The sequence below is a fragment of the Dankookia rubra genome, from assembly GCF_004355005.1.
Taxonomy (GTDB): Bacteria; Pseudomonadota; Alphaproteobacteria; order Acetobacterales; family Acetobacteraceae; genus Paracraurococcus; species Paracraurococcus ruber_A.
Map to the genome: position 1 here is coordinate 129,908 of NZ_SMSJ01000007.1, position 18,383 is coordinate 148,290.

Genomic DNA, 18,383 nt, shown 5'->3' on the forward strand with positions numbered 1-18,383 from the left:
CGGCCGGGAATGGCCGCGCCGCTGCGGGCAACGGAAGGAGGGCGAAGGTGGTTGCCGGACATTCCGCTACGGTGGCCAGAGGGCGCGCTGCCCCCGGCCGGGATGCCGCTCAGGCGCTCGCTGCATCCAGCTTGGCGACGGCCGCCGGCGGCAACGTCAACGATGCCGCCCTCACCAAGTCGTCGATCTGCGCGTCGTTCGTCGCGCTGGCAATCGGCGCGGTGACGACGGGCTTCGCCAGCAGCCAGCCAAGTGCCACCTGCGCCGGTGTCGCGGAGATCTCCGCAGCGACCGCATCGAGCGCGGCGAGCACCGCATGGCCGCGCGGCGTAAGGTACCTGGCCATGCCGCCGCCGCGCGGGCTTTTCCCGAAGTCCGCCGCGGAGCGATACTTGCCGGACAGGAAGCCGGAGGCGAGGGAGTAGTAGTTGATCACGCCGACTCCCTCGCGGGCGCAGAGCGGGCCGAGCTCGGCTTCGAAGCCCTCGCGCTCCATCAGGTTGTATTGCGGCTGCATAGTTTCGTAGCGCGGCAGACCAAGACGGGCGCTGGTCTCCAGGGCTTCCTGCAGACGCGGCGCGGTGTAGTTGGAGGCGCCGATGGCGCGTACCTTGCCCGCCTTGATGAGCTCGGCGAAGGCCGAGAGCGTCTCCTCGAGCGGCGTCTCCGGATCGTCCTTGTGCGCCTGGTAAAGGTCGATGACATCGGTCCGCAGCCGCTTCAGCGAAGCATCGACGCTGTCCATGATCCAGCGGCGGGACAGGCCGACGGCATGCTTCGGGCCATTCCCGGCGGCGTCACGCGGGCCCATCTGCATGCCAACCTTGGTCAGGATCGTCACCTTCGATCGGGCGCCGCGGGCGGCAAGCCATTCGCCGATGATGGCCTCGGACTCGCCGCCCTGGTTGCCGGGCACCCAGGCGGAATAGACATCGGCGGTGTCGATCGCGTTCAGCCCGACCTCGACCAGCCTGTCGAGGAGGCGGAAGGACGCCGCCTTATCCAGCGTCCAGCCGAAGACATTCCCGCCGAAGACGATGGGTGGGACAGCGATGCCGCTGCGCCCCAGGATGCGGTGCTGCATGACGTTTCTCCTCGTGCCGGCGGGCAGGATGCCGGCGGCGGGATCAGCGGTCCAGCAGCCCCGTGGCGCGGAGCGCTCGACGGATGACCTGGCCGGGATCGATCCGCTTGCCAGCGGCCGGCGGCTCCGGTTCCTCGGTCGCGGCCCCAGGCCGCTTCGGTGGCGGGCCTCCCGTCAACAGCTTCTTCAGCCAAGCGGCGGGCGCCTCTGCCGCCTTGGGTGCCGCCGGCGCCACCCGCGCCATTCCGTCGCGGCTGACGGCGATGATGCGGTCGAGCCAGCCTGGCTGTGCGGTCCGCTCCGGCTCGGGCCGCTCCCGCCGAAGCGTGGGCGCAGCCGCGGGTTGCGGCGCCGCTTCGCCCAGTCCGAAGAAGTCGGCGATGGCATTGGTCGAGGCCACCCCGACATCAAGCATGAAGGGCGCCGCAGCACCGATCGGTGCCGCGCCATCGGGCGCCGTGGCAATGGGCACGCCATGGCCCATGCCAGCAATCGCATGGTGTTCGATCAGCGGCGTGCCATCCGGCCCGCGCCAGAGCTCGACGCGGTGTGCCCTCCCGAGCGGGGTGCCCGCTTCGGGCGCGTCGTCGAGCCCGTGCAGCGCGCGCCACTGCTTCAGGATCTCGGTCGCATTGGCCGGCCGCACGGTGATGTCGGCATCGCCCTGCCAGACCGCGACGCGCGGCCATGGCCCGCGATGCGGCGAGGCGTCGCGCACCGCCGCGGCCCGCTCGGCGGCCGGGCGAGGCCGGCCTGTCGCCATGGCTTCGAAGGCCTCCGACATCGACTGCGCCGCGCCAAGCGGCAGGCCGGCCAGGATCGCGCCGGCGGCGAAGACGTCGGGATAGGTGGCGAGCAGGACTGAGGTCATGGCGCCGCCGGCCGAGAGGCCGGTGACGAAGACTCGCTTCGGGTCCAGCCGGTGGCGGGTGACCATGTGCGCGACCATTTGCCGGATGGATGCCGGCTCGCCGCGGTCGCGCTGCGTATTGCCCGGCTCGAACCAGTTGAAGCAGCGGTTGGCATTGTTCGCTGCCCGCTGTTCCGGCAGCAACAGGGCGAAGCCTCGCCGCGAGGCGAGGGTGGACCAGCCCGTACCCCGGTCGTAGCCACTCGCGCTCTGGGTGCAGCCGTGCAGCGCGACGACCAGGGGTGCCCCAAGGGACAGGTTCCCGGGGACGAATTCCAGCATGCGGAGCTGGCCGGGATTGCTGCCGAAGTCGATGACCTCGACCAGCGCGCCGTCGCTGGGCGGGGTGCCGCCGAAGCCGGCAGCGGCGAAGCCACTGCCCTGCGCGATGGCTTGGCTGCGGCGGACGAGGGCAGCAATGTCGATGCGGCTGGGATTCAAGACGGTGGTCCTTCCAAGGCGCTGCCCTTAGGGGCGCCATGACCAGCGTCGAGTTCAGAGGTGAGTTTCGCTGCATCGCAGCATTAACCTGCTGCGATGCAGCATGAATGTCGGAAGGGGTTTAGGCAACGCTATGCCAGGGCGAACGTTAGGCGAACACGCAACTGGCAAAGGAAGCCCGACGCATGGCTAAGCAGCCCTCCCAAACGCACGACGCAGCCGACAATCCGAAGCGCGACCCGGAGCCTAATTCCAACACCATCAAGGACCCGGACGACTGGACAACCGGCGACGAGAAGATGACCGGCGCCCAGGCCAGCTATTTGAAGACGCTGAGCGAGGAGGCGGGCGAGGAATTCGATCCCAGCCTCAGCAAAGCGGATGCCTCGCGTCGAATCGACGAGCTGCAGGCCAGGACAGGTCGCGGCCGGGATCACTGACCAGGAAAAGGCGGTCGGCGTTAGAATCTTCGGCGCCACCGTCTGGGATCCTGACTTCAGCGGACCGTGTCATGTCGTTCACGCTTACACGGTCCGTGTCGGCTGCTACTTCAACTGGAAACCCAGCGCGTTCAGAGCCGCCGCCAGCCGGTCGCGTCCGCGCAGCGCCTTGATGGTGCCAATGCGGGCAATCACCCGTGCGGTCCAGGTATCCGCCGCCATCTCGTTTCGCTGCGAGAAAGAGCTCATTTCGGTATCGTAGGCGGCCCGCACCGTCGTCTCGGCCGAAGCATCGTAGCGCCCGCGATGCAGGATGATGGATTGCGGAAGGCGCGGCTTGACCTCCCCTTCTGCGCCGGGCTTCGGGTACCCGACGCAAAGCCCGAAAACACCGGCCGTGCCTGGCGGCAGGCCGAGCGTCTCCGCCACCTTTTGCGGGTCATTCCGCAGCGCCCCGATATAGACGGTGGACAGGCCCAGGCTCTCGGCCGCCACCACCGCATTCTGCGCCGCGAGCGCGGCATCGATCGCCGCTACCAGGAAGGTCTCCAGGTAGGGCATACCGGCCAGTGGCGTGCCTTCCTCAATTCCCATGCGGTCGTTGCGACCGATATCGGCCAGGAAGACCAAGAAGAGCGGGCATTCCAGGATGTGCTTCTGGCCGCCGGCGACGTCCGCCATTACCGCCCGCGCCGCCGGATCCTCGACCGAGACGACCGACCAAGTCTGCAGGTTGGAGGAGGTGGCGGCGGACTGCGCCGCGGCCATCAGCGTCTCCAGGGTACCGGACGGCAGCGCGGCCTGCCGGTAGCCGCGGACCGAACGGTGGTCCAGCATACCGGCAATGGTGGCATTCCAGGGACCGGCGGTGGGTACCGCGGCGCCGTAGCGCGCCGCGAGTGCCGCCTGCTGCATGGTTGTAGGGGTCATGCCGTCCATGGATCCATTCCTCGCTTTGGCGCGAGGCTAGCGGCAACGCCGCCAGTGGCAAGCCTCGGCGGTGGGGAGCGGCCGGTTCAGGGCAGCATCTCCAGCATGGTGATCGGCGGCACGGTCGGGGCGAAATCCCGCAACGCCGCCCGGATACGGGGAATATCGGCCTCGGTCACCGCGTAAAGCGTGATGCCGAAGTTGGTCTCTCCGGCGCCGATGCGACGCGCCGAAAGCCGCGCCACCGGGCGCCAGGCCGGCGGTTCCACCGTGCCGCCGCCGTCGAACAGCAAGGCCAGGCCAATGCCACGACGCGCGGCCTCCGTCTCCGCCTGGGCAATCTGCACCGCATCGGGGACAGCGACGGAGGGCGGCGGCATCGGCGCCACGACATTGGGGTTGTGCCAGTTGATCCGCCCCCAGCGAGTCACCATCACCGGCCCGCGCCAATATTCAGTGACAAAGCGAGCCATTTGGTCATCGGTCGCGTGCAACGCCTGCGCCGACTTCACCGCATCGATGCTTCGCAAGGCATAGCCTGCGCCGCCTAGCAGGAAGGAAGCGCAGATCGCGGCGCAGGTCCAGGCGCCCAGGTGGCCGAACAGCGTCTCCGCCGGCCGGTCGAAGACTACCAGCATGGCGCCGAGACCGAGCACGATGACGTAGATCTCGTAGCGGGAGATCGAGACCAGGCTGCCGGCCAGGACATGGGCCAAGCCGGCACAGGCGAAGAGCAGAGCGGCGGCAATCCTGGCGCGGTCGCGTGCGTCGAAGCCGGCCAGCGGCTGGGTCCAACGGAAAGTGGCATTGCGGGGACCGAGCCCGACCACGGTGCCCCAGGCAGTGACCAGAAGGCCGAGCAAAATATGTGCTCCGCCATGGCTGAGCAGGTTCACCCGCGAATTGGTATACAGGATCCAGATCAGCCTGCCGGGCAGGCGCCGCCAATCGGTATGCGCGCCGGTGCCGGCCACCATCGAGCGGTCGAGCACCGATTGCGGCAATGCCGGCAGGCCCAGCGCGTGCATGGTGGCGAAGAACCCGCCCAGCACCAGAATGGTAAGGCCAAGCGTCATCGTTGCCAGTCGCCAGCGGCCGAGCGCCACCATCGCCAGCATGCAGCCCAGGGTGACGGAACCGGTCTCAAAGCGCAGCAGCGGCAGCAGGACCAGGGTGGCGATCCACCAGGCATCCGCCCGGCCGCGATGGCAGAACCGCACCAGGCCGAGCAGGGCGGCAAGGCTGAATGTTACCTGCGGCGCATGCTCGAGCCCGCCCATCGCTAGGCCAACCAGGTTCAGGCCGAGCGACATGGCCGCCGCCATCAATGCCAGATAGGCCGGCGCGACGGCTCGCAGCCGGATGCCGCATTCGGTCGCGATCAAGCAGAGGAGCACCGCCGAGCCTGCATTGGCCGCCAAGCAGAATATCAGGCTGGTTGCTGCGCCAAAGGGCAGGGGCGTGAGCAGTGCGAGCAGGAAGGGGTACAGGATCGAGGAACTGGGCGATGCCGGCTCACCCGGGTTGAGGCCGTAACTCCCCTGCCGGATCTGGTCGGCCATCGCCATGTGAATATAGGGCCCGTCCATCCCATAGGAGAACTCGCCGCCATTGCCGATGATCACCAGGATGACCGCGACCAGGCTAGGCAGGGTGACGCCCAGCGTGACGGCAAGGAGCGGACCGATCCCGGTGCGGGGCGCCGCGGCGGACCAGGGGATGGCACTCGGGGTGCGGGGCAAGGGAGGGCTCCGGCTTGAAGTTGCGTGCGGGGCGGGCACATGCCGGCCCACCGGTGCAGGCCATGCTGACCTGCAACACTCCCGTAGTGCCGCGGGCAGTCGCCAATTTCTTTTCACGTTCCTAAGCGCCGGGGCGTCAATGCAACAATGTGACCTTGGAGACACTGGCGCCGGGCTGGCCAGGGTACAGTCGCGAACCAACCAATGCCCTCAGATCAGGCCCAGCCGGCGTCCCAGATCGCGGTAGAAGGCAACTTGGCCGCGGAGATAGGCTCGCGTCTCCTCGGGTGTCAGCAGGCGAGGAATTCCCCCCGCACCGCGCACGCCGTCCTGCCAGGACTGGTCATCCCGCAGGGCGGCGAGCGCGGTGACCCAACTCCGCTGTGCTTCATCCTCGAGTGCCGGGGGGCCGAACAGGGCACTCCAGCCGGTCACGCCGGTCAGGCCGGGCACCTCCGCCTCCCGCGCCGTGGCAATGGCCGGCAGTATCCGCAGCCGCTCATTGGTGCCGATCACCAAGCCTCGCATTCTACCGTCCCGCAACGCCGGCAACGCGTCGCTGAGATTGGTGCCGAGGAACTGCACCCGCCCGTCCAGCAGGCCAGCGACGGCATCGCCCCCGCCGCGGAAGGGCACCGCGAAGCCGGCATCGATCGGCAGGCCTGCGGTCGAGAAAAGGTGGCGAACGCCAAGGTCGAGCAAGGTGGCCGGCCCCGTCGTGGCGAAGGGGATGCGCCCGGGCTGCTCCCGCAGGGCGGTGATCAGGTCGCGCAGTGTCTCCCATGGGGAATCAGCCCGAACGCACAGAACGAAAGGCGTCTCCTCCAGAAGGCCGAGCATGCTGAATTCGTCCCAGGTATAGGGTGTCCGCGGATCCGTGGCCGGCAGGATGGCGGAGGAGGCGACGCGGGCGAGCAGCAGGGTCTGACCGTCCGGCTTAGCCTTGGCCACGAACTGGGTACCCACCGCGCCCGAGGCGCCGGTTCGGTTTTTCACCAGCAAGGTTGCCCGCGGGTTTGGTAGATGCCGCTGGACATGCAGGACCAGCAGCCGCGCCGCTATATCCGCGGCGCCGCCGGCCGAGAAGGGCACCACCAGCGTGATCGGGGCGGCCGGATAAGGCACGGCTCCCGGGCCCTGCCCATGCGCCGGCATCACCCCGGCCAAAACGGGCAGGGTTGCGACCAGGGCTCGGCGGGACAGGCGGCGCATGGAAGACTTACTCCCGATTCCGGACCAGCTTGACGCCTCATCTGGTCGGTTTTGCGGCAGCGCCGAGTGTCAGGTGTCAGAAACCGTGGGGCAGACCCGCTTCGTCGGATGTTCCGCCCGGCTCTTCCCTTGTCGGCGGCACCGCGGTGACCTCCGCGACCGCTCCCTTGAATCTGGTCGCACCAACAAGCGCGTGGCGGCGTCCTCGCTGTCGCGGCCCTGCCAGACCGAACCGCCCAGACGGCGAAACAGGAGCGGGCAACGCTGGCACGGAACCTGATGACCGGGGATCAGTGAAGCGCCGAGCAAACCGGGCGGACTGCGCGTTGCTTGGAGGCGAAGGCGGAAGCGGGGCTACCCCGGCACGGGCGGGGCAGGGCGCCGCAAGCACGATGCAGCGCACGCGAATACCCGATTGCCGCCCGGATTACCGCAGATGCACCGGGGGTACCGGCCTGTCAGGGCGGTCAGTCCGATCCCTATCTCGCGCGCCTCGCTCGCGGCTGGGCGATGCGCAATGCACTGGCAGGATGGCGGCGCGCATTCGGCACAACAGCAACACGCTGCCGGTATGTCACATCGAGCGCAGCGTCGGCGTCGCGTGCTGGTGTACGCGCGGCAACATAATCGGGCGGAACGCTGTCCCGGGATGGTCTGATCGTTGAATCAGAAGGCCTGCACAGGCGAATTGCGGAAAATGAAGCCTTTCTTTCTGCACACGACACTTGCATCGAACGCGGGGCGGAGAGATAAGTCACGCGCTCGTCACATGGAAGCGGAGCAACGGAGCCAGCCATCTGCACTTGCCTAATGCAAGGCGGGGAACCCGAGGAATGCAGGCCGAATCACCCTTGTTGCTTGTCGTGGAGGATGACTTCCTGGTGCGACTCACTCTGGTCGACGCGCTCAGCGACGGAGGCTTCGAGGTGCTCGAAGCGGCTGACGCGAAGGAGGCGTTAACCCTGGTGTGCGATCGCGACGACATCTCTGCGATGCTGACCGATATCAATCTGCCCGGTGGGTCAGATGGTTTCGCCCTGGCACGTGCGGCGCGGGTCATCCGGCCGCAGCTGCCGGTGGTTTATGCCTCAGGTCGTTACGGCGGCGCCGAGGAGGGTCAGGCGGTGGATGGCTCCCGCTTTCTTGCCAAGCCCTTCACGCCATCGCTGGCTGCGGCCGTGCTACGTGACATGATCAGCGGTGGAGAAGGTCGCGGGTCGCATCGTCAGCAGCATGAACGCGAACGGCGCGTCTAGCGCCGCTCGTTTCATCCTTTTCAGTTCACCGCGCGATCAACCGACCGGCCCAGCCGTTCCACAGGCCCACGCGGCGGATCGACCGTGTCCCTGACACTCTGCCCGGCTTTGTCGAGGCTGCGGCCAGCGCGCTCCGCCGGGCCTTCCTGCTGGCAAGCGGCGAGGCCGAGCAGTAGCAAGGTCGGCAGGATCATCCGGATTGTCGGGTTCATTAGCAACTCCGTGGCAGTCGGTTCGCGTTTCGGTGGACCGCGGTCGCGCCTCAGCGCATGAGGCGGGCCGCGGTTCACCGGGCTATGCGTCAGCACCCCTGCATCAACTCGGATCGGGCGAGGGTCCGCGGGTTCCGGTACCGGTCGACAAGGACGGGATCGCTTCCGGGCGGCCGCTTTGCGCCGCGCGGACGATCGCCTCCATGATCTGCTGGTCCTGCAGGCCTTCTTCGCCCGGCGTATGCGGCTGTCGCGCGTCGCGCACGCAACGGGCCATGTGGTCGATCTCGAGTGCGAACTGATTGCGAGGATGGATCTGCGGCACCTGCTCGATGCCTCGCTCACCCTCACGGCGGAATAGGCGAAGGCGCTGACCTTGATAGGCGAAGGCATCCTCGATCATGAGGCTGCCGCCTTCGCCATGCAACCGCAGCGACTTCTCCTGGTAGGCGCCATAGCTCGACACCGCCTGGGCGAGCAGGCCGGAGGGGAAGCGCAGGGTGAAAGACATGCTCTCCTCCACCTCGCGGAAGCGCTCGTCGCCAGCCGGGCTAAAGGCCTGCGCAAAAACCTCCACCGGTTCCTCATTGCTGAGATAGCGCGCGGCGTTCAGGCAGTACAGGCCAATATCCGGTAGGGCGCCGCCGCCGGCCAGCGTCCGGCTGTAACGCCATTGCGGGCCGGGGCCGTTGGCCTGCAGGTTGGCCGCCTGGAAGAAGCGCAGTTTGCCCAGCGTACCGCCCTGCGCGGCGCGGATTGCGGCGCGGTTCACCTGTTCGTACTGGCAGCGATAGGCGACCATCAGCCGTACGTCGGCCTTCGCGCAGGCTGCGACCATGGCCGCACAGTCCTCGCTGCTGGTCGCCATCGGCTTTTCCGTCAGCACATGCTTGCCGATCGCCGCGGCGCGCTCGGTGAAGCCACGATGCATGGCATTGGGTAGGGCGATGTAGACGGCCTGCACCGCGGGATCGTCCTGCAGTCGCTCAAACCGGTCGTAGCCGTGCACGGCCGCGTCGCGGATGCCATATTGCCGCGCCACCACCCGTGCCTTCTCCTGCGATCCGCTGACCAGGGCCACCGGCCGGGCCATGCGGCTCTCGGCAAACGCGGGCAGCACCTGTTCCAGGCTGATGCGTCCCAGACCGACAACAGCGAAGCCGACGCGCTCCTCGGGCGGCAGCGGGGCAGGCGGCGGGTCGCCCGGGGGGTCGGCTTCGCCGCGCCAGGATGGGAAGGCGATGCGGCCGTCCCGCACACCGCCTGCGTCGATTGGGGAGGGTGGCGGGAAGCCCGGCACGCCCGCGGCGCCCGTCATCGCCCCCGCAGCGGCAACTCCGCCCGCCCGCATGATCCCACGTCGTGTCGTGCCTTCACCCATGCCGCCTCTCCTGATCCTTGCCAGCCAACGCCCTCGGCGGTTCAGGGTTGACGTGGGTTGGTCGGTCGTCCGACGCTGGCGCCAAGGGCCTCACAGACGGTCCAGGACCGGGGCACCAAGGGCGAAAGCCCCGTCGCGGGAGGAAGCGGATGTTCGAGGAGCTCGACCGAAGGACCAGTCTGACCGGCAATCAGAAACGGATCGTCGCAGCCGCCGTGCTGGGCGACATGCTGGAATTCTTCGACTATTTCCTGATCGGGTTCGTTCTGGCCTTCGTCGTCGGGCCCTGGGGGCTGACCTTCGGACAATCGGCGATCATCCTGCTTTCCTCCGGCTTCGGAGCAATCGGAGGGGCATACTTCTGGGGCTGGATGGCGGACCGCATTGGTCGGCGACCAGTCTTCAACCTGACAATCCTCAATTTCTCTATCGCCACTGGCATCCTCGCCTTAACGCCCGACAATGGGTGGATCTTCCTGACGATCTTCCGCTTCGTCGTCGGCTTCGGCGTAGGCGGGCTCTATTGCGTCGACCTGCCGCTAGTTCAGGAGTTCATGCCTTCGAAGAAGCGCGGGCTGATTGGCGGGCTGGTAACGGTGTTCATCCCGGTCGGCGTGCTGCTCGGCTCTATCTTCGGCGCCTACCTGGCTCCCGAGATCGGTTGGCGCGGTCTGTTTGCCGCCGGCGTGCTGCCGGGGCTGCTGGTCTTCCTGGTGCGCATTTGGGTGCCGGAATCGCCGCGCTGGCTCGCCCGGCAGGGTCGGCCGGAGGAGGCGCGCGAGTCGCTCGCCTGGGCGCTGGAGGTGCCGCCCGAGAGCCTGCCGCTGCCGCGGCCCGAGGACTATGCCGAGCCGAATACTCGCTGGACCGACCTGTTTCGCTATCCCCGAAGTCTTGTTGTCTCCTGGTTCGGCAATCTCGGCGCGCAGACCGGTGTCTATGGCGTGACCTTGTGGGCGCCGACGCTGTTCATGCTGATCCTGCACGTGCCGCCGGCGCAGGCGTCCAAGATGATGATCGGGCTGACGCTCGGCGGGCTGGTCGGCCGCGTCTCCTTTGCCCTGCTTTCGGAGGGGATCGGGCGGCGCCGCGCTGGCGGTCTGCTCGGCTTCGGCGCCGCGGCGATGATTGCGCTGGCCGGGGTCTACCACGACCAGATCTGGTTCGGCTTTTCGGCGCTTTGGCTCCTGCTGATCGTCGGCTTCTTCTTCGCCGATGGCGGCTTCGCCGTGGTCGGTCCCTATGCCGCCGAGGTTTGGCCAGCGCAACTCCGCACCTCCGGCATGGGCTCGGCCTATGGCTTCGGCGGGATCGGCAAGGTGATCGGCCCGCTCGGCTTGGCGCTGGTGGTGGGCAGCAGCAACGTCATCAAGCCGGAGGCAAGTGTCGAGAATGTGCTGCCTGCCTTCCTCTACCTGGCGTCCTGGTTCGTGCTGGCGGGCGCGGTCTACCTGTTCCTTGGCATCGAGACCAAGGGCCGCTCGATCGAGGAGATCGACCGCGACCTGCATGTGCAGGACAGCGCGGCGCGTCCGGCGGTAGCGCCGGGTGAATGACTGGTGCATGACGGGCCGCTTGCAGGGAAGCGCCATGTGCGCTCCCATCCGTCACCCGCGCCTGGAGGCCATGCATGCTGCAATTCTACTACAACGCCGCGCCGAACCCAATGAAGGTGGCACTCTTCCTTGAGGAGAGTGGCCTGCCCTACGAGGCAGTGCCGGTCGATACGCGCAAGGGCGACCAGTTCAAGCCGGACTACGTGGCGATCAACCCCAATTCGAAGGCGCCCTCGATCGTCGACGACGGCAAGCCGGTCTTTGATTCCAATGCCATCATGCTGTACCTGGCGGAGAAGACCGGCCAGTTCCTGCCGAAGCCGGACCATGCCGGAGAAACGCTCTCCTGGCTGATGTTCATCGCCTCCGGCATAGGTCCCTATTCCGGCCAGTATGTCCATTTCAAGAATTTCGCACCCGTCGGCAACGACTACGGCGTGAAGCGGTACGAATTCGAGGCGAAGCGCCACTGGGGCATCCTGAACGACCGGCTGGAAGGCCGCGAGTGGATCGTCGGCGACAGCTACTCCTTCGTCGACATGGCGGCCTGGGGCTGGGAACGGCTCGGCGCCTTCGTGCTGGGCGCCGAGGAGTTCGACAAGCTGGGCAACGTCAAGCGCCACCTGGCGGCGATCAACGCGCGCCCGGCCGCGGCCCGCGCCGAGGCGATCAAGACGCGGCATGCCTTCAAGGCGGAGATGGACGAGGAAGCGCGGAAGATCATGTTCCGCCACACCGCAGCCTGAGTGAAGGCTGGGGAGATGGTATCCTCCCCGGACCCTTCATCTATGGTTCTGGGTTTGGCAGGCGCCGCGCAGGGATATCCGACTCGGAAAGAATGGTCGGGTTCGGGAAGCGAATGCTTTTGCCTTCTCAATTCTGCTGACCACTCAAGCCACCATCCCGGCAGCAGCCGGGCAAGCAGCACCGGAGGAACATCGTGTTCAGGCTTGATGGAAAGGTCGCGCTCGTCACAGGCGCGGGCTCGGTCGGACCGGGCTGGGGCAATGGCAAGGCGACGGCGGTGCTGATGGCGCGTGCCGGGGCGCAGGTCTTCGGCATCGACATCACCGAATCCGCCGCCACCGAGACCCGCGACCTGATCGCCGCCGAGGGGGGCACCGCCGTCGCGCATCGCTGCGACATGCTGGCGGCGGAGCAGGTGGAGGCCGCGGTCGCCGCCTGCATCGCGCGCTTCGGCCGCATCGACATCCTGGTGAACAATGTCGGCGGCTCCGCCCCCGGTGGGCCGGCCGACATGGCAGAGGAGGCCTGGGACGCCCAGATCGACCTCAACCTGAAATCCGCCTTCCTCGGCTGCAAATACGTGCTCCCGCACATGGAGGCGCAGGGTAGCGGCGCGGTGGTGAACCTGTCCTCTGTCGCCGGGCTACGCATGGGGACGGGCCGCGTGCACAGCGCCTATTCCGCGAGCAAGGCCGGCATCATCGCCTTCAGCAAGTCGGTGGCGATGGGCTATGCGAAGAAGGGGATCCGCTGCAATACAGTAGTTCCGGGGCTGATGCACACGCCCCTGGTGGAACACCGCCTGGTGCGCCAGCTCGGCGCCAATGACGCTGAAGCGCTGATCGCTAGGCGCAATGCCAGCGTACCCATGGGGCACATGGGCACCGGCTGGGACATCGCCCATGCCGTGTTGTTCCTGGTGAGCGACGAGGCGAAGTACATCACTGCGACCGAGATCGTGGTCGACGGCGGCTTCACCGCGGCGGGCCCGGTCTGATGCGGCGACGTGCCGTGCTCGCGGCACCCGCCCTGTTGCTGGCCCCGGCGGCGCGGGCGCAGGCCTGGCCCTCGCGTCCCGTCACGCTGATTGTCGCATCGCCTGCCGGGGGAGGCACCGATTTCGCCGCGCGCCTGATCACGGAGCCGCTCGGCCAGCGGCTCGGCCAGTCGGTGATCGTCGAGAACCGACCGGGCGGCAATGGCGCGATCGGCATGCTGGCCGCGATCCGCGCGCGGCCGGACGGCCATACCCTGCTTGTCGGCTATTCCGGCACGCTGACCGGCAAGCCTGCGGTGGAAGGCGTCGCCGACTACGACCCGGCGAAGGACCTGCTGCCGATTGCCCAGATTACCAACTCGCCGCAGGTGATGATGGTGCATCCCTCAGTGCCGGCGGCGACGCTGACCGAGTTCGTTGCGCACGCGAAGGCGCATCCGGGCAAGCTGAACTACGGCTCCTCCGGCAACGGCTCCCTGCATCATCTCGGCTGTGAGCTGCTGAAGCTGCGCACCGGCATCGACATCGTGCACGTGCCCTACCGCGGCACCGGGGAGACGATCACCGACCTGCTCGCCGGGCGTATCCAGTTCTACATGAACAGCCCGCCGCCGGTGCTGGCCTTCTTCAAGGACGGCAGGCTGCGGCCTGTCGCCACTACCGGGGAGGAACGCCACCGCGCGCTGCCCGAGGTGCCGACAATGATGGAGCAGGGCTTCGCGCCGATCCCGATCGACAGCTGGTTCCCGCTGCTCGCCCCGGTCGGGACCCCGGCGCCGATCTTGGCAAGGCTGCAGCAGGAATTGCGGACCGTGCTTGCCGATCCCGGCGTGCAGCGGCGGGCAGAGGAGGCCGGGACCTTCGCCGCCTTCGCCGATGCCGGCTCCGTCGCCACCCGCATGGCGAGGGAGACGGCAGCCTGGACCGGGGTGGTGAAGCAGGCGGGCATCCGGCCGGATTGACCTGCCGGGGGGTGGTCAGGCCTGCATCGCCGTCCATTCCTCCGCCGTGAAGCGTGGCGTGATATGTTGCGGGCAATTCCAGTCATAGCCGGCAACCTCGATCAGCACGGCGCTCTCGGCGAGGCGTTCGGTGCCCGGCGGCGTCAGTCGTGCCAGCAGCGCCGGATTGTCCCGCACCACCCGGGCATGGCCCAGCAGCTTCAGCCGGCGGCGATTGCCATAGTCCATGAAGAAGAGCGACACGCGGTCGTCTCGCGCCAGATTGCCGACCGAGATGTGCTGCCGGTTGCCGATAAGGTCGGCGAAGCCGACCATCCGCGGATCCAGCACCCGCATGAAGCCCGGCGGCCCGCCGCGGTGCTGCATATAGGGCCAGCCGGTCTCCGAGACCGTGGCCATGTAGACGCTGTCCCGTGCCTGGATGAAGCCCGCCTCGCGCGCGGTCAGGGCGCTGTCATCTGCGCCGCGCTCGGCAACCTGAGCGTAATGCAGGTGAGAGCCGAGCTGTTGCTGCTCGGCCCGTACCGTCGGAGTGAAGGCGATCTCCGCGAAGTGCCTGCCCATGGAAGCATGCTCCCGTTGTATCGGGGATGACAATAGGGCTTGCTTCCAAATGTAAGAATTTGCTCAAATCGCAATATCTAATTCCAGGTCACGGAAGAATGGACCGATTGGAGGAGTTGCGTCTCTTCGTCGCGGCTCTGGAGGCCGGCAGCTTGGCCTCTGCCGGCAGGCGATTCGGACATTCCCCGCCGGCGATGACCCGCATGCTTGCGGCGCTGGAGGAACGGCTCGGCGTCCGGCTGCTGGAGCGCAGCACGCGGCGCTTGGCGCCGACCGAGGCCGGGCGGCGGCTGGCCGAGCATGCCCGCCGGCTGCTCGCGGATTATGCCGAGGCAATGGTGGAGGCGGCGGGCGAGGGGAGCGCACCGCGCGGTACGCTGCGCGTGGCGGCGCCGCTGGTCTTTGGCCGCCTGCATGTGGCCCCGGTCGTGACCGCCTTCCTCGCCGCGCAGCCGGCTGTAACGGCCGAACTGCAATTGGCTGATCGCAACGTCGACCTGCTGGAGGAGGCGATCGACGTCGCGCTGCGGATCGGCCCGCTGCTCGAAAGCGGCTTGGTTGCGCGGCGTGTCGGCAGTGTCCGCCGGCTGGTCGCGGCCAGCCCTGGCTACTTGGCAGCGCGCGGCATGCCTGCGGTGCCGGAAGACCTGAATCAGCACGACATCGTCGAGTTCCACAGCCGCGTCACGCCGCGCGAATGGCGGTTCCTTGCCCCGGAGGGGCGCGAGGTGGTGCAGCGCATCGTGCCGCGGTTCGCGGTGAACGAGGCAAGGGCCGCGGTGGCGGCCGCGGTCGCCGGCCATGGCATTGTCAGCGCCCTGTCCTACCAGATGGCAGCCGAGCTCGGGAACGGCGCACTGGTCCGGCTGCTGCGGGGCTGGGAGATGCCGGCGCTGCCGGTCTCCCTGGTATTCCCCTCGGCCCGGCTGCTGCCGCCGCGGGTCAGGGCCTTTCTTGATTTCGCCGCCCCGCGCTTCGCGGCACTGGCGGTGCTGCGGGACATGCCTTCAGAACACGGTGCCGTCGCTGACGACGCGTAACGGCGGCCCGCCATCGGCGCGGCGCTCCTGCGCCAGCCGCCGCCCGGCCCACCAGGTGCCGCCTTCCAGCACACGGACCAGTGGGAAGTCCTCTACCGAGAGCCCGAGGCGTGCCCGTACCATCGGCGCAGTGGCATCGAGAAGTGCGACGGTCAGTGCCCGCCATTCGACGATGAGGATGTCGCCCGGCGCATGCACGGCTTCAAAGACGCCCGGGTCGCGCGGGCAAATCACGCCCATGTCGAGGAAGAGCCCGCCATTACGGTATTCCGGCAAGCCGGTCAGGGCATCGATGCCGGAAACCGGCACACCCGCCGCTTCCAGTGGTTCGATCAGCGAATAGGCCAGCCATTGCGAAAGCTTGTGGAAAGGGATCAGCCCAGCGGTCGCATCGGCGCGGCGGATGCCGGGATGCCGCCAGCAATCACCGAGCTCGACGCCCTCCAGCGCCTCCCGACCCGGCCAGATCGGGCCGAGATGGCGCAGCAGGGCGACCAGGATGCTGCGGGCGGGCAGTGCGCCATCCTCCAGCTGCCCGGCCAGGATATCTGCCAGCCCACTCGGCCGCGGTGTGTCGGCTTGGCCGAAAACCGCCGGCGCAGCGGCCAGCGTTGCGCCCAGCCGGCGCAGCAGCGCGGCGCGGCCCTCAAGCCCGGTGAGCGGGTTGTCCTCCCGCACCTGTAGGCCCCGGCCAAGTTCCTCGGCGGTGATGGCCGAGAGACGCGCGGCATCGGCGCGGGGCGACACGTCGTCATCGGCGAAGGCGCCGGCCGTGAACAGCGCGAGGCTGGCCATCGCCAAGCCTTCGGAGCGTGCGAAGGTCCTGCCGGTCGCGGCATCGCGGTAGCGCCAAGCCATCCCCGCCCCGGCATCCAACAGGACGGAGACGATGGCGAGGTCGAGCCGTGCGCGCAGCAGCGCCGCTTTGTCGTCGGTGATACCCGCCAGGCTGTCCGCGCCGTCGGGCAGGAGATGCCGCCAGCGCGCGTGAAAAGGCACTTTGAGGTCCGGGTAGTTCGCCCTCACCACCTCGGCCACCAGATCGGCGGTGGCGACCATTGCATCGGGTCGCACCAGCCAGGCTTGCAGGCGGTCGTCGAGCCCGAGCGCGTACAACTCCTGCGACCGCTCCCGTACCGCCTCTGGCGTCAGCAGCGTCTCTGCCGCGCTCACATCTCCCCCAGGGCGCGGCCCACGGTGCGCTTCAGGTCCTCGGCGGTCGGCACGTCCGGTGCGTAGTAGCCGGCGGCCTTCTTCGCCTCCATCTCAACGCTCGCATCGGGCGGGATTCGATTGCCGGGGATCGGAACGCGCTCGCCGATCTCGATTCCCTGCTCGACCATCGCGTCGTGCTTCATGTTGGACATGGAGACGAGGCGGTGGATCTTTGTGATTCCCAGCCAGTGCAGCACGTCCGGCATCAGCTGCTGGAACCGCGCATCCTGCACGCCGGCGACGCATTCCGTGCGCTCGAAATAGGTGGCGGCCTGGTCGCCACCCTCCTGCCGTTTGCGGGCGTTGTAAACGAGGAACTTGGTCACCTCGCCCAGCGCGCGGCCTTCCTTGCGGTTGTAGACGACAAGGCCGACGCCGCCCTCCTGCGCCGCGCGGACGCTCTCCTCGATCCCGTGGATGAGGTAGGGGCGGCAGGTGCAGATGTCGGAGCCGAAGACGTCGGAGCCGTTGCATTCGTCATGCACGCGGCATGTCAGCGGCACCCGGCGATCGGCCAGATGCGCCGGGTCACCGAAGATGTAGACCGTGATGCCGCCGATGGGGGGGAGGAAGACCGAAAGGTCGGGGCGGGTGACCAGTTCCGGGTACATGCCACCGGTCTGCTCGAACAGGGTGCGGCGCAGGCTGTGCTCGGCGACGCCGAAGCGCTCGGCGATGCCGGGCAGCCACCAGACCGGGTCGATCGCCGCCTTGGTGACGGAGACGTCGCCGCCGGAATGCAGCACTTGGCCATCCGGTTTGAGGTCTCCGGTCGAGATCAGCGCGTTCAGCTCGGCCATGTTCAGCCGGGCCTTGGTGATGGCGATGGTCGGGCGGATGTCAATGCCCTCACCGATTGCCTCGCCGAAGACCTCCCCCACCACATGGCCCCAGGGGTCGAGCGAGACGATCTTCCCTGGTTCCGACCACTGCGGATGCGGGCCGATCGGGGTCACCGGATGAGTATTGGCCAAGTCCGGCCGTTGCAGCGGCGAAAGGGTGCCGGCGGACACCGCCAGCGCACGATAGAGCGAATAGGACCCGCCATGGGTGCCGACCACGTTGCGGTCGCCCGGACGGGTGACCGAGCCGATCACCGGCCCGCGCTCGGCCGGGGTGGCAGCGGCCCAGTTGATCTGCCAGCGATGCGCCTGCTGGTCGGGATGCGAGGTCAGCCGGATATGGCGGGGCTGGTTGATGCTCATGGGCGAAATGTCGGGCGAATGCCGCGGCGCGGCAAGTGCCACGCCGCTAACTGTGCCCCTCCAGCAGCCGCCGCAGCCGGTCGAAGCGCGGATCCGGGCCGCCGCCGAAGCGGAAGGTCCCGCTGGCCCGCAGTACCGGCACACCCTCCGCGGTGACCAGGCATTGGCCGAACAGGGTGCTGCGGGTCACCGTCAGCACCTCCGGCCGGGCTTCGACCCAGGCGCCGAGCGGGGCGGGTGCCAGGAAATCCGTGGTCAGCGAGACCGTCACCAGGAAGCGGCTGAGCCGGGCCAGGTAGTTGCAGCCGCCGACCAGGACGATGTCGGCGAAGCCTGCCAGCATGCCGCCATGGCATTGCCCCGCCGGGTTGCTGTGCCTTGGCTCGACCCGGAAGCCGATGGCCAGGGCCTCGTCCTCCGGCCTGGCCCAGAAAGGGCCAATCAGGCTGTTGTAGATGCCGGGATCGTGGCCCGGCATCGGCACGTACC

Annotated in this window: 18 protein-coding genes; 7 read left to right on the forward strand and 11 right to left on the reverse strand. The window is 68.1% G+C overall.

Annotated elements, in window-relative coordinates; genetic code table 11:
* Window positions 1-109 precede the first annotated feature (109 nt).
* On the reverse strand, window positions 110-1,084 hold the full coding sequence (locus E2C06_RS08755) for an aldo/keto reductase (protein ID WP_133288216.1): 975 nt from the start codon (window positions 1,082-1,084) through the stop codon (window positions 110-112).
* 43 nt (window positions 1,085-1,127) lie between these two features.
* A complete protein-coding gene (locus E2C06_RS08760) occupies window positions 1,128-2,435 on the reverse strand; it encodes an extracellular catalytic domain type 1 short-chain-length polyhydroxyalkanoate depolymerase (RefSeq protein ID WP_241671183.1) in 1,308 nt (435 codons plus the stop codon).
* A 185-nt stretch (window positions 2,436-2,620) separates the two neighbouring features.
* Between E2C06_RS08760 and E2C06_RS08765 the strand changes: the two genes are divergently transcribed.
* Complete coding sequence (locus E2C06_RS08765) at window positions 2,621-2,875, forward strand: DUF3072 domain-containing protein (RefSeq protein ID WP_133288217.1); 255 nt, start codon at window positions 2,621-2,623, stop codon at window positions 2,873-2,875.
* Between the two features lie 105 nt (window positions 2,876-2,980).
* On the opposite strand, the gene E2C06_RS08770 is transcribed toward E2C06_RS08765, so the two are convergent.
* The 3 genes from E2C06_RS08770 to E2C06_RS08780 form a co-directional block, all read right to left on the reverse strand.
* Window positions 2,981-3,814, reverse strand: coding sequence for a nitroreductase family protein (locus E2C06_RS08770; protein WP_241671184.1), 834 nt, complete (start codon window positions 3,812-3,814; stop codon window positions 2,981-2,983).
* Between the two features lie 77 nt (window positions 3,815-3,891).
* Complete coding sequence (locus tag E2C06_RS08775; RefSeq protein ID WP_133288218.1) at window positions 3,892-5,547, reverse strand: hypothetical protein; 1,656 nt, start codon at window positions 5,545-5,547, stop codon at window positions 3,892-3,894.
* Between the two features lie 210 nt (window positions 5,548-5,757).
* Entirely contained in the window at window positions 5,758-6,759 is a 1,002-nt protein-coding gene (locus tag E2C06_RS08780; RefSeq protein WP_133288219.1) for a Bug family tripartite tricarboxylate transporter substrate binding protein, read from the reverse strand.
* A gap of 833 nt (window positions 6,760-7,592) precedes the next feature.
* Between E2C06_RS08780 and E2C06_RS08785 the strand changes: the two genes are divergently transcribed.
* Entirely contained in the window at window positions 7,593-8,015 is a 423-nt protein-coding gene (locus tag E2C06_RS08785) for a response regulator (RefSeq protein ID WP_133288220.1), read from the forward strand.
* Between the two features lie 20 nt (window positions 8,016-8,035).
* Here E2C06_RS08785 and E2C06_RS08790 read toward each other — a convergent pair whose 3' ends face one another.
* Entirely contained in the window at window positions 8,036-8,227 is a 192-nt protein-coding gene (locus E2C06_RS08790; RefSeq protein ID WP_133288221.1) for a hypothetical protein, read from the reverse strand.
* 103 nt (window positions 8,228-8,330) lie between these two features.
* A complete protein-coding gene (locus tag E2C06_RS08795; protein WP_133288222.1) occupies window positions 8,331-9,608 on the reverse strand; it encodes a Gfo/Idh/MocA family protein in 1,278 nt (425 codons plus the stop codon).
* 149 nt (window positions 9,609-9,757) lie between these two features.
* Here E2C06_RS08795 and E2C06_RS08800 point away from each other — a divergent pair, with 149 nt between their 5' ends.
* From E2C06_RS08800 to E2C06_RS08815, 4 genes are all read left to right on the forward strand, one after another.
* Window positions 9,758-11,164: an MFS transporter gene (locus E2C06_RS08800; RefSeq protein ID WP_133288223.1), complete on the forward strand. Its 1,407-nt coding sequence runs from the start codon at window positions 9,758-9,760 to the stop codon at window positions 11,162-11,164.
* Between the two features lie 74 nt (window positions 11,165-11,238).
* Complete coding sequence (locus tag E2C06_RS08805; protein WP_133288224.1) at window positions 11,239-11,910, forward strand: glutathione S-transferase family protein; 672 nt, start codon at window positions 11,239-11,241, stop codon at window positions 11,908-11,910.
* Between the two features lie 194 nt (window positions 11,911-12,104).
* Window positions 12,105-12,908 (forward strand): SDR family NAD(P)-dependent oxidoreductase, encoded by an 804-nt coding sequence (locus E2C06_RS08810; RefSeq protein ID WP_206664479.1) that lies wholly within the window; start codon window positions 12,105-12,107, stop codon window positions 12,906-12,908.
* Window positions 12,908-13,870, forward strand: coding sequence for a Bug family tripartite tricarboxylate transporter substrate binding protein (locus tag E2C06_RS08815; protein ID WP_133288226.1), 963 nt, complete (start codon window positions 12,908-12,910; stop codon window positions 13,868-13,870). Before E2C06_RS08810 ends, E2C06_RS08815 begins: the two co-directional genes overlap by 1 nt.
* A 15-nt stretch (window positions 13,871-13,885) precedes the next feature.
* Here the strand turns inward: E2C06_RS08815 and E2C06_RS08820 are convergent, their stop codons facing one another.
* Window positions 13,886-14,434, reverse strand: coding sequence for a pyridoxamine 5'-phosphate oxidase family protein (locus E2C06_RS08820; protein ID WP_133288227.1), 549 nt, complete (start codon window positions 14,432-14,434; stop codon window positions 13,886-13,888).
* Between the two features lie 98 nt (window positions 14,435-14,532).
* Here E2C06_RS08820 and E2C06_RS08825 point away from each other — a divergent pair, with 98 nt between their 5' ends.
* Entirely contained in the window at window positions 14,533-15,474 is a 942-nt protein-coding gene (locus E2C06_RS08825) for a LysR family transcriptional regulator (RefSeq protein ID WP_133288228.1), read from the forward strand.
* Here E2C06_RS08825 and E2C06_RS08830 read toward each other — a convergent pair.
* The 3 genes from E2C06_RS08830 to E2C06_RS08840 are packed head-to-tail and all read right to left on the reverse strand — an operon-like array spanning window position 15,442 to window position 18,372.
* The gene (locus E2C06_RS08830; protein ID WP_133288229.1) at window positions 15,442-16,647 is read right to left on the reverse strand and encodes a DUF1688 family protein; all 1,206 of its coding nucleotides are present in this window, start codon (window positions 16,645-16,647) and stop codon (window positions 15,442-15,444) included. The genes E2C06_RS08825 and E2C06_RS08830 overlap by 33 nt on opposite strands.
* The gene (locus tag E2C06_RS08835) at window positions 16,644-17,894 is read right to left on the reverse strand and encodes a GTP cyclohydrolase II (protein WP_133288230.1); all 1,251 of its coding nucleotides are present in this window, start codon (window positions 17,892-17,894) and stop codon (window positions 16,644-16,646) included. The genes E2C06_RS08830 and E2C06_RS08835 overlap by 4 nt, the downstream gene beginning before the upstream one ends.
* Before the next feature lie 46 nt (window positions 17,895-17,940).
* Window positions 17,941-18,372 carry a PaaI family thioesterase gene (locus E2C06_RS08840; protein ID WP_165982287.1) on the reverse strand — a complete coding sequence of 144 codons (432 nt, stop codon included), beginning with the start codon at window positions 18,370-18,372 and terminating at the stop codon, window positions 17,941-17,943.
* Window positions 18,373-18,383 lie beyond the last annotated feature (11 nt).

What these genes read in the sequence shown, in the direction of transcription:
- E2C06_RS08755 (WP_133288216.1), bottom strand. Translation starts at nt 1,084, where the DNA reads ATGCAGCACCGCATCCTGGGGCGCAGCGGCATCGCTGTCCCACCCATC.
- E2C06_RS08765 (WP_133288217.1), top strand. Translation starts at nt 2,621, where the DNA reads ATGGCTAAGCAGCCCTCCCAAACGCACGACGCAGCCGACAATCCGAAG.
- E2C06_RS08770 (WP_241671184.1), bottom strand. Translation starts at nt 3,814, where the DNA reads ATGGACGGCATGACCCCTACAACCATGCAGCAGGCGGCACTCGCGGCG.
- E2C06_RS08780 (WP_133288219.1), bottom strand. Translation starts at nt 6,759, where the DNA reads ATGCGCCGCCTGTCCCGCCGAGCCCTGGTCGCAACCCTGCCCGTTTTG.
- E2C06_RS08785 (WP_133288220.1), top strand. Translation starts at nt 7,593, where the DNA reads ATGCAGGCCGAATCACCCTTGTTGCTTGTCGTGGAGGATGACTTCCTG.
- E2C06_RS08790 (WP_133288221.1), bottom strand. Translation starts at nt 8,227, where the DNA reads ATGAACCCGACAATCCGGATGATCCTGCCGACCTTGCTACTGCTCGGC.
- E2C06_RS08795 (WP_133288222.1), bottom strand. Translation starts at nt 9,608, where the DNA reads ATGGGTGAAGGCACGACACGACGTGGGATCATGCGGGCGGGCGGAGTT.
- E2C06_RS08800 (WP_133288223.1), top strand. Translation starts at nt 9,758, where the DNA reads ATGTTCGAGGAGCTCGACCGAAGGACCAGTCTGACCGGCAATCAGAAA.
- E2C06_RS08805 (WP_133288224.1), top strand. Translation starts at nt 11,239, where the DNA reads ATGCTGCAATTCTACTACAACGCCGCGCCGAACCCAATGAAGGTGGCA.
- E2C06_RS08815 (WP_133288226.1), top strand. Translation starts at nt 12,908, where the DNA reads ATGCGGCGACGTGCCGTGCTCGCGGCACCCGCCCTGTTGCTGGCCCCG.
- E2C06_RS08820 (WP_133288227.1), bottom strand. Translation starts at nt 14,434, where the DNA reads ATGGGCAGGCACTTCGCGGAGATCGCCTTCACTCCGACGGTACGGGCC.
- E2C06_RS08825 (WP_133288228.1), top strand. Translation starts at nt 14,533, where the DNA reads ATGGACCGATTGGAGGAGTTGCGTCTCTTCGTCGCGGCTCTGGAGGCC.
- E2C06_RS08835 (WP_133288230.1), bottom strand. Translation starts at nt 17,894, where the DNA reads ATGAGCATCAACCAGCCCCGCCATATCCGGCTGACCTCGCATCCCGAC.
- E2C06_RS08840 (WP_165982287.1), bottom strand. Translation starts at nt 18,372, where the DNA reads ATGCCGGGCCACGATCCCGGCATCTACAACAGCCTGATTGGCCCTTTC.